Raw genomic sequence first — 2,784 nt, forward strand, 5'->3', positions numbered from 1 at the left:
GTGACAACCACGGCAGCCGCTGACAGTTCGCGTCCGTCGGCAAGGCGCACGCCGACCACGCGACCTTCAGAGAGAATCAGATCATCCGACTCACCCTCCACGACCACGAGATTTCTGGTCCCGACAATCGCGGCCTGCATCGCCGCGGCGTAGAGCTTCCGGTCCGCCTGCGCACGCGGGCCCCGGACCGCGGGACCCTTGCGCCGATTGAGAACCCGAAACTGGATCCCGCCGGCGTCCGCGACACGCCCCATCAGACCGTCCAGGGCATCGATCTCGCGCACTAGATGCCCTTTGCCGAGCCCGCCGATGGCCGGATTGCAGGACATGGCGCCGATAGTTGCAAAGCGATGCGTCACGAGAGCCGTCCTGGCGCCCAGGCGCGCCGCGGCCGCCGCTGCCTCGCAGCCGGCATGGCCTCCACCGATCACAACGACGTCGTATGAACTTTCACCGGGAGACATAGGGAGCTTCAGATTTTGGCGTGGGGATCAAAACGTTTCACGTGAAACAGCGCCAGGGCAGCACAGTCGTTTCACGTGAAACATCGAGGCGAAAAACCGAACACGTTTCACGTGAAACACTGTTGGCCCAAAAACTCTTTATTAACCATAAAACGATGTTCCTGACCTCGCGCCAAAACCTATCACTTCCCGATGCAGAACTCCCGGAAAATCACATCGAGGATGTCCTCGACATCGACCCGGCCGAGCAGCCGGCCCAGCGATGTGCTCGCAGTCCGCAACTCCTCTGCCACAAGCTCTTCACCCTCTCCGATGACGTCCAGAGCCCGTCGCAGCGCGAGGGCCGTCTCCTGCAATAGGTTTCGCTGCCGTTCCCGGCCGATCAGCGCCGTGTCGTTCGCCCCAAAATAGGTCGCGGCAAATTCAACGATCGCGGCGATCAGATCAGTCAGCCCGTCGCCCCGCTTGGCTGAGATCCGGAACGTTGTGGCCGCCGCATCAGACCCGCTCGCACCGTCCCCGGCCCCGGCGAGATCGATCTTGTTGTGCACCGACCAGATTGGCGCGGTCGTCTCATGGAGATCAGCCGAACCCCTCCCGTCCATCAGCCACAGCACGAGATCAGCATCCGCCGCCCGCGCCCGCGCGCGCTGTACCCCCTCCTGCTCCACCGGATCGTCGGTGTCGCGAATGCCGGCGGTGTCGATCACGGTCACCGGATAGCCGTTGAGATCGAGATGAACCTCGATGATGTCCCGCGTGGTGCCAGCGTGCGGCGAGACGATCGCGACCTCCCGCCGGGCGAGCTGATTCATCAGCGTCGACTTGCCGACATTCGGAGGCCCGGCGATCGCCACCAGGAGGCCATCACGCAGCCGCTCGCTTCTGCCTCGCGCGCCAAGCGCGGCCTCGATCTCGTCAAGCAGAGCCTTGATCGTGACGAGCGCCGGCGCCGTCAGTTCAGCCGGCACGTCACCCTCATCCGAGAAGTCGATGCCGGCCTCGATCAGTGCGCACGCCGCGATGATCCGTTCGCGCCAGTCGCGCGCCTTGTCGCCGAGCAGGCCCTTCAGCTGACGCAGTGCCTGGCGACGCTGACGATCGGTGTCGGCATGAATGAGATCGTCGAGCCCCTCGGCCTCGGTCAGATCGAGCTTGCCATTCTCAAAAGCGCGACGCGTGAACTCCCCGGGCTCGGCAGGCCGGATCGACTCGATCTGCCCGAGCGCGGCAAACAGCGCGGACAGCACCGCGCGGCCGCCATGGACATGAAATTCCGCGACGTCTTCTCCAGTCGCGCTCGCCGGCGCGGGAAACCACAACACCACGGCGTCATCGATCGGCTGGTCATCATTGCTTCGCAACAGAACGCGAGTCGCAACCCGTGGCGGCGGTGCCTTTCCCGCCAACTGCGTGAGAGCCTTGCCCGCCGCAACGCCCGAAACACGCACGATGGCAATCGCGCTCGGCGCCCGGCCGGACGACAATGCGTAGATGGTCTGGTCTCTTGAATGCATCCTTCTATTTGCGTCGCGGTGCCCGCCACCGCAATGCCGTTCGATCCGGACGATGAATGCGATTGGCAGAACCGCACCCGCGGCACACGCAACTCAAATTATGTTGCAGTGCAATATGACATGAACCCTCTCGTATCTGCGACCGCATGTTCAGTCCCAGAAAACAAAAAAGGCGCCCGAAGGCGCCTCTCAAGCGGGCCGCTGGTTGCGGCTCAAGTGTTCATCGACTCGAAGAACTCGGAGTTGTTCTTGGTGTTGCGCAGCTTATCGAGCAGGAAGTCGATCGCATCCATAGTGCCCATCGGATTGAGGATGCGGCGCAGCACGTACATCTTCTTCAGCAGCTGCGAGTCGGTGATCAACTCTTCCTTGCGGGTACCGGAGCGCGAGATGTCGATCGCCGGGAAGGTGCGCTTGTCCGAGACCTTGCGATCGAGAATGAGTTCGGAGTTGCCGGTGCCCTTGAACTCTTCAAAAATCACTTCGTCCATGCGGCTGCCGGTATCGACCAAGGCGGTCGCGATGATGGTGAGCGATCCCCCTTCCTCGATATTTCGCGCCGCACCGAAGAAGCGTTTTGGTCGCTGCAGCGCGTTGGCATCGACACCGCCGGTCAACACCTTGCCCGATGAGGGCACCACGGTGTTGTAGGCGCGACCGAGACGCGTGATGGAGTCGAGCAGGATCACGACATCACGGCCGTGCTCCACCAGGCGCTTGGCCTTCTCGATCACCATCTCGGCGACCTGGACGTGGCGTACGGCGGGTTCGTCGAAGGTGGACGAGACCACCTCGCCCTTCAC

Annotated in this window: 3 protein-coding genes; all 3 read right to left on the reverse strand. The window is 62.9% G+C overall.

Features of this window, described 5'->3' with window-relative positions; translation table 11 throughout:
- The coding region (locus JOZ76_RS13440) for an FAD-dependent oxidoreductase (RefSeq protein ID WP_291699114.1) at nucleotides 1-464 on the reverse strand (464 nt) is incomplete at its 3' end.
- A gap of 182 nt (nucleotides 465-646) precedes the next feature.
- A complete protein-coding gene (gene mnmE / locus JOZ76_RS13445; RefSeq protein ID WP_291699115.1) occupies nucleotides 647-1,981 on the reverse strand; it encodes a tRNA uridine-5-carboxymethylaminomethyl(34) synthesis GTPase MnmE in 1,335 nt (444 codons plus the stop codon).
- Nucleotides 1,982-2,193: 212 nt separating this feature from the next.
- Nucleotides 2,194-2,784 (reverse strand): transcription termination factor Rho (rho, locus tag JOZ76_RS13450; protein WP_291699116.1); only part of this gene is annotated, 591 nt, incomplete at its 5' end.

It is taken from the genome of Bradyrhizobium sp., assembly GCF_019244115.1.
GTDB lineage: Bacteria > Pseudomonadota > Alphaproteobacteria > Rhizobiales > Xanthobacteraceae > Bradyrhizobium.